Source organism: Mesorhizobium sp. M7A.F.Ca.CA.002.09.1.1, from assembly GCF_003998555.1.
Lineage (GTDB): Bacteria > Pseudomonadota > Alphaproteobacteria > Rhizobiales > Rhizobiaceae > Mesorhizobium > Mesorhizobium ciceri.
Genome location: NZ_RZRR01000229.1, coordinates 1 through 6,843, shown reverse-complemented (window position 1 = coordinate 6,843; position 6,843 = coordinate 1). Strand labels below are relative to the sequence as shown.

Annotated in this window: 5 protein-coding genes; 3 read left to right on the top strand and 2 right to left on the bottom strand. The window is 63.0% G+C overall.

Annotated features, from left to right (window positions below; genetic code table 11):
- From EN994_RS12625 to EN994_RS12615, 3 genes are all read left to right on the top strand, one after another.
- A partial coding sequence (locus tag EN994_RS12625) for a DUF5801 repeats-in-toxin domain-containing protein (RefSeq protein WP_245466017.1) occupies positions 1-1,978 on the top strand: 1,978 nt, incomplete at its 5' end.
- 79 nt (positions 1,979-2,057) lie between these two features.
- Positions 2,058-3,827: a type I secretion system permease/ATPase gene (locus tag EN994_RS12620; RefSeq protein ID WP_063168888.1), complete on the top strand. Its 1,770-nt coding sequence runs from the start codon at positions 2,058-2,060 to the stop codon at positions 3,825-3,827.
- The gene (locus EN994_RS12615) at positions 3,824-5,173 is read left to right on the top strand and encodes an HlyD family type I secretion periplasmic adaptor subunit (RefSeq protein ID WP_127307564.1); all 1,350 of its coding nucleotides are present in this window, start codon (positions 3,824-3,826) and stop codon (positions 5,171-5,173) included. The genes EN994_RS12620 and EN994_RS12615 overlap by 4 nt, the downstream gene beginning before the upstream one ends.
- Before the next feature lie 21 nt (positions 5,174-5,194).
- Here EN994_RS12615 and EN994_RS12610 read toward each other — a convergent pair whose 3' ends face one another.
- The gene (locus EN994_RS12610) at positions 5,195-6,031 is read right to left on the bottom strand and encodes a sulfite exporter TauE/SafE family protein (RefSeq protein ID WP_082826541.1); all 837 of its coding nucleotides are present in this window, start codon (positions 6,029-6,031) and stop codon (positions 5,195-5,197) included.
- A 124-nt stretch (positions 6,032-6,155) separates the two neighbouring features.
- On the bottom strand, positions 6,156-6,843 hold a 688-nt coding region (locus EN994_RS12605), incomplete at its 5' end, for an SDR family NAD(P)-dependent oxidoreductase (protein WP_164745890.1).

Here is a 6,843-nt window from a genome sequence, read left to right as displayed (position 1 = left end):
GGCGGTGGTCCATGCCGACGCCAGCAACCCCGACGACAGCACCAGCCTGGCCGCCGACAATCTGGTCACGCTCACCGCGACCGTCACCGATAAGGATGGCGACCACCTGTCGGCCAGCCTCGACATCGGCCAGAACCTCAACTTCAAGGATGATGGCCCGAGCATCTCGACCACCGGCACCGAGCCGACGCTGACCGTCGACGAGTCCAACTTGGGTGCCAACAGTGCGGATTTCGCGACCGTTTTCACCCCAAACGCCGGCGCGGATAGTGACGCTATCAGCTATGCGCTCGGCATCAATCAGGTTACGAACGTTAGCGGCCTCACTGACACCTTGACCGGCCTGTCCGTCCTGCTTTTCGTCGAAGGCGGCGAGGTGGTCGGTCGTGCCGGTTCAGCCGCTGGCGATATTGTGTTCACGGTGAGCGTGGCTGTTGACGGGACCGTGACGCTCGATCAGGCACGTGCCGTCATACACTCGCCCGACACCGGACCGGATCAGCAAACATCGCTGGCAGCCGATGATCTCGTAACCTTGACGGCGATCATCACCGACGGTGACGGCGACCAGGCCTCGGACAGTGTCAACATCGGTACAAGCCTCGTCTTCAAGGATGATGCGCCGACGATCACAGTGCCGTTCGACGGTGACCAGAACGCCGGCAACGGTATCGGGACCCCCGAGACTCTGGCCAACACACTCAACGCGTCGGCCACCGGAGCCTTCGGGTACGACATCGGCGCGGATGCTCATCCGGCCGCGTTCTATGCGAGTGGTTCTGACTTTGTCGACCAGAATGGCGCGCTTGCCGGCGTCCAGATCGGGCTCACCGGCACGATCACCGGCGGCGGCGGTGGTAACATTCTCACCTCGGAGGTGACGCTGGCGTCGGAGAGCCTTACCTCCGCGACGTTCAACTTCACTTTCACCTACGACAAGGATCCGGCGGCTGGCACCCAGACCGGGACGGCGGGCGGCACCCTCGTCTTCGACAAGATTGCCGATACTTATACCATCCACCTGACCGACCCTCTCGAAGGCTTCAGCTTCGACGTTATCCACACCAGCCAACTCTTGTCCAAGGAGCCCCTCGGCAATACGGGCCACCCACAGATCGTGCTGGAAAAATTGCAGGCTGATGATCCGAATACGCCGGCTAACGAAAACTTCTACGTGCAGTTCACGGGCAACTTGATCAACAAAGCCAACCCGTTCAGCTTGACAGCCAATGGCGAGGGGTCATCCGGCGACGCCACCTTCACCCTAGGTGGTCACGAGATGGTGAGCAACGCCAATGAAAGCTGGGTATCCGCGACGCAGAGCACCAACGGTGTCGCCGGTGACACGATCCAGAAAGGCGAACTGCTCACATTGCGGTTCTTCGACAGCAACGTCGGTATCAACAGTCAGAACGAGGCTACCCAGCCGACAGCGACCGCCGGCACCATGGCCATCAAGTTCGATGGCATCGGCAACAGCGAGGATCTGATGCTGATCCTCAACCTGATCGACGACAAGGGCACGGCGTCGACGCTCGACGATGTCTCGATTACGAGGGCGATGTACGTGCAGAATGCCGACATCTTCAAGATGGGTCACGTCCCGGCCCCGTACAGCGGCGAGTTCACGCTCGACAACAATGACGGCCTCGTGATCATCGAGCAGAACGACTACAACGCGGCCGGCGAGCACTTCGTGTTGCAGGGTGTCCAGATCATGCAGTCGGGCAACGGCATCACCGGCAACAACACGGCAATCAACCTGAACCCGACGACCGGCGCCGGTGGCGGCAGCGATGCGACCACCAACCTGGTGAATTTCGACCCCACCGACAACGACGTGCTGAAGATCACGGACATCGGCTTCACCTCGACCTCGACCCAGACGCCGGATGCCCACCTCGACTTCGCCTTCAAAGTGGCGGACGCGGACGCGGACCAGACAGCGATGCAGCACATACTTGTCGACGTCGCCTGACACTGGCCAACGGGGGGCAGCCAATGCTGCCCCCAACCTTCCCGCACGAGATGTCATCCCGCACACCAGAGAAATAACGATGAAAACCAAACAACAGCCCCCTGCCCTGCAGGTGGTGATGAAAGAGGCCAGACGTGCCATCCGGCCGCTTGTCTGGTTCAGCGGCGGCATCAACGTGCTGATGCTGACCGGAGCGCTCTACATGCTCCAAGTCTACCACCGCGTGTTGTCCAGCCACAGCCTGGAGACGCTGGTGATGCTGTCGCTGATGGCGGCAGGGGCGCTCGCGGCAATGGCGGGGCTTGAGGTGGTGCGCGGGCGCCTGCTGGCTACCGTCGGATCGTGGATGAACGCGCGATTGGCACCGGTTCTCCTGACCGCATCGGTGGAATATGCCGCCTCGGCGCCAGGCCAAGCCAACGCCCGTCCGCTGCGCGACCTGGATCAAGTGCGCAACTTCTTCACCAGCCCCAGCATCTTCCCGATCCTCGACGCGCCTTGGGCACCGTTGTTCTTCGTTGCCATATTCTTCATGCACCCATGGCTGGGCTGGTTGGCGCTTTGCGGCGGGATCGTGCTGTTTGCTTTGGCGCTGCTCAACGAATACCTCACACGCAAGCCGTTGACCGAGGCCGCAAGCGCACAGTCGCGGGCCTATGTGCAAGCCGAGGCGGCGATCCGCAACGCCGAGGTCGTCCAGGCGATGGGCATGTTGAAGCCATTGCTGGAAGGCTGGAAGGCCCAACAGGACGAGGCCAACAAGGGACAGGTTCTTGCCGCCAACCGTGGCGGCGTCATCGCGGCTATCGCGCGTTGTCACCGGCTGGCCCTGCAAATGGCCATACTCGGCCTCGGCGCCTATCTGGTTCTTCGCAACGAGGCTTCACCCGGCATCATGATCTCCGCCTCGATCCTGATGGGTCGCGCCTTGTCACCGGTCGAGCAAGCGATCGGCACATGGAAGGCGACGGTGGGAGCGCGTGCCGCTTACAAACGCCTCACCGCGGTCGCCGGACAGCACCGGGAAGCCACACCGGTCCTGCCACTGCCCCGTCCGAAAGGCAGGTTTGAGGCCGACAACCTTGTGCTTGCCCGACAGGGTGGCGAGCACATCCTGAAAGGCATCAGCTTCCGTCTCGAGCCGGGTGAAGCGATGGCCCTGATCGGTCCGAGCGGGGCCGGCAAGACGAGCCTGGCGCGCATACTTGCCGGTGCCTGGCGCCCGTCGGGGGGGCGTGCCTTGCTGGACGGAACGGATGTTGCCCAATGGGCGGCGGAAGACCGTGGCCGTTATGTCGGCTATTTGCCGCAGGACATCGAACTCTTCGCCGGCACCGTATCCGACAACATCGCCCGCTTTGCGACGGTCAATCCGGCGGTCTTCCAGCACGTGATCAAGGCAGCGCAGTTGGCCGGCGTCCACGAACTCATCAAGGGGCTGCCGAAGGCCTACGGCACCGAGATCGGCGAGGCGGGTGCGATACTGTCGGGCGGGCAGCGCCAACGCATCGGGCTGGCGCGGGCACTCTACGGCGACCCCACGCTGCTTATCCTCGACGAACCCAATTCCAACCTCGACAGGGAGGGCGAGGAGGCATTGATTGCCGCTCTCGGCGTGGCCAAGGCGACGAACACAACCGTTATCCTGATCGCGCACCGCGCCAACATCTTGGAGAAGGTAGACAAGATACTGGTCCTCAACAGGGGTCAGCAAGATCTCTTCGGGCCGCGCGACCATGTCTTCAACGAACTCGCCAGCCGCGTCAGCAAGGTGGCCCATCTGCCCAAGGCTGCCCAGTTGCCTGCCCTCGAAGTGGTCAAGGAAACCAAAGAGGTCAAGGAAGCATGAGCCGCCCCCCGGAATTGAACGTCGTGCCGCTGCCCCTTCCGCCGCCCTCCCCGCTGCAACCGATGCCGCTGCGTCTCACAGGCGTGACCTGCACCGGGTTCGCGATCATGTTCCTGTTCTTCGGCGTCGCGGGAGGTTGGGCGGCCCTGGCACCGTTGGACAGCGCCGCTGTGGCGCCGGGCGTTATCAAGGTCGCCGGCGACCGCAAGCTGATCCAGCACCTCGAGGGCGGCATCATCGCGGAGTTGAACGCAGCCAACGGTGATGTCGTCAAGGCCGGCAAGATCCTCGTCCGGCTCGACGACACGCAGGCAAAGGCGCAGCTCGACCTGATCCAGAACCGGATAGCAACGCGTGAGGCGCTGGCCGCGCGTCTCAGGGCCGAGCGTGACGGCAGGGCCGAGATCGAGTTCGATCCGGCGTTGCTCGCCAACCCCGCCACCGCCGCAAAGGACGCGGTGTCCGCACAGCGCGACGTGTTCGCGGCGAAACACCACAATCTGGCGGACGAGCAGGAAATCCTCAGCCAGCGCCGCCACCAGACCGAGGAGGAGATAAAGGGACTGGAAGAGCTTATCGTCACCAAGGACAAACAGATCGAGGCGATCGAGGGTGAAACCAAAGACCTCGAGAGTCTGCTCAAGAAGGGGCTGACCACCCGCGAGCGGAACCTGTTGCTCAGACGACAGCAGCAGGAGATCGAGGGCGAGCGCGCCACCAATATCGCCGCAATCGCCCGCGCCAGAAGCGCCATGGCCGAGATCGACATGCAGATCCTGAACCTCGATACGGTGCGGCTCAACGAGTCCGTCGATGAGTTGAGCAAGGTCGAGGCGGAACTGTTCGACCTGAGACAGGAGGAGCGTGCCGCCAGGGACGTGCTTACCCGTACCGATGTCGTCGCACCGGTTGACGGCATCGTCATGGATCTGAAGGTCCACACCGCGGGCGGTGTCGTGAAACCCGGCGATACATTGATGACGATCGTACCGCTCGGACAACAACTCGTGGTCGAAGCCATGGTCAAACCGGAGGATGTCGAGACGATCGCACCCGGACAGCCCGCGCGTGTCAGCTTCCCGGCCTTCGCCCGCTACAACCTGCCGCCGCTCGAGGGTGTCGTGGAGATCGTGTCGGCTGACCGCATGGTTGAGGAGCGCAGCGGCGCACCGTATTTCGCCGCGACGGTTGTGATCGACAAAAGCGAACTCGGCAAGCTGGAGGGCCGCAAGCTGCTGCCCGGCATGTCGAGCGAGACGATGATCCGGACGGGGGCTCGCACCGTTCTCTCTTATCTCGCCGAGCCGATCACGCAGAACTTCCGCCGGGCCATGCGGGAAAAATAGCCGTACGCCGCCCAGCGAAATTCAAGACAGCAGCATTCGCCCGGCCGTGATCGCCAGGAAGAATGCAAAGGCAAGTTTCAGGTAGCGCGGGTTGAGCGCGTGGGCGAGCCTTGCGCCCAAGGGTGCGAACAGGAAGCTCACGGGCGCTATGATGGCAACCGCCGGCAGGCTGACGTAACCCAGGCTGAGCGGAGGCCTGCCTGCAATTGCGAGACCCGACCAGATGAAGCCGGCCACTGCCGGAAGCGCAATAAGCAGGCCAAGCGCCGACGATGTGCCGACGGCCCGGTGCACAGGAAAGGAAAAGCTGGAAAGCGTCGGCACCGAGAGCGTGCCGCCACCGATTCCCATGAGCGAAGAGACAAAGCCGATGACAGAGGCGATCGCGCGGTTGATCCAGCCGCTTTGCGGCAGGTGATCGGAGATCACGAAGTGCTTCGGCAACGCCATGTTGAGGGCCACCAGCAGGCCGACGACGCCGAAAACCAGCCGCAAGCCGGCGCCCGGGATGAACTTCGACGTGATGCCACCGATCAGGGCACTCACGAAAACGGCCGGTCCCCACAGAGTGAGCAGAGGCCGATCGACATTGCCGCGCCTGTTGTGCGACCGCATTGACGAGATCGAGGTGGGGATGATGACCGCAAGCGACGTCGCGACAGCCAGATGGCTGATCACAGCAGGCGAAAAGTGGAACAGGCTAAGCACCCAGAACAGCACCGGGACGATGACGATGCCGCCGCCGACCCCCAGCAGACCGGCGAGCACGCCGGAGGCCATTCCGGTCATGGCCAGACCGGCGACCAGCATTGCAATCGTCAGCCCGTCGAAAACCGACGTGTCGAATCCGAAGTCCACTGTGATTTTTCCTTGATTGGCCGACTGCGGCCTTGCGGATACATTTTTGGCCGCGCCTGTCCGCCCGTCGCGACCTGGGTGCAGATCGCCCGAAAGCGTACAGGGGTTTGGGGTGCGGAATGCTTTAGTGGCGCACCATCCCGGCGTCGACATTGAGCGTCTGGCCGGTGATCCAGCGCGCATCGTCGGAGGCCAGGAACGAGACCACATCGGCGATATGTTCCGGCTGCCCCTTGCCTTTCATCGCCTGAAGCATCTCGACGAAGCCGAACGCCTCATTGTGCGGGCTCGCCTTGACGCCGTCGCTCTCGACCAGGCCGGGCGTCACCGCATTGGCGGTGATGTTGTATTTGCCGAGTTCGGTGGCGAGCGCCCTGGTGAAGCCTATGACGCCACCCTTGGCTGCGACATAGGCCGCCATGTTCGGCGTGCCGGCAAAGAAGGTGTTGGATGCGATGCTGATCACCCGCCCAGCTTTGCCTGCCGCACGCATCTGGTCCGTGCCGGCGCGGCTGACGATGAAGGTGCCTGTCAAATTGACGTCGATGATCTTGCGCCAATGGTCGAGATCGACATCGTCCCAGGCGACGAACGGCACGATGCTGGCATTGTTGACCAGGATGTCGATGCCCCCGGTCAGGGTCTGGATTTCGGCGAAGAGTGCCTTGACGGAGGCCGGATCGGAAATGTCGGCGGCAATCGCCCTCGCCCTTCCGCCTATTGCCGCGGCCGCCGCCTTGGCGCCTTTGGCATTGATGTCGCTGACGATGACGATTGCCCCGTCGGCGGCGAGCCGCGGCAATAGGCGGAAG

What these genes read in the sequence shown, in the direction of transcription:
- EN994_RS12615 (WP_127307564.1), top strand. Translation starts at nt 3,824, where the DNA reads ATGAGCCGCCCCCCGGAATTGAACGTCGTGCCGCTGCCCCTTCCGCCG.
- EN994_RS12620 (WP_063168888.1), top strand. Translation starts at nt 2,058, where the DNA reads ATGAAAACCAAACAACAGCCCCCTGCCCTGCAGGTGGTGATGAAAGAG.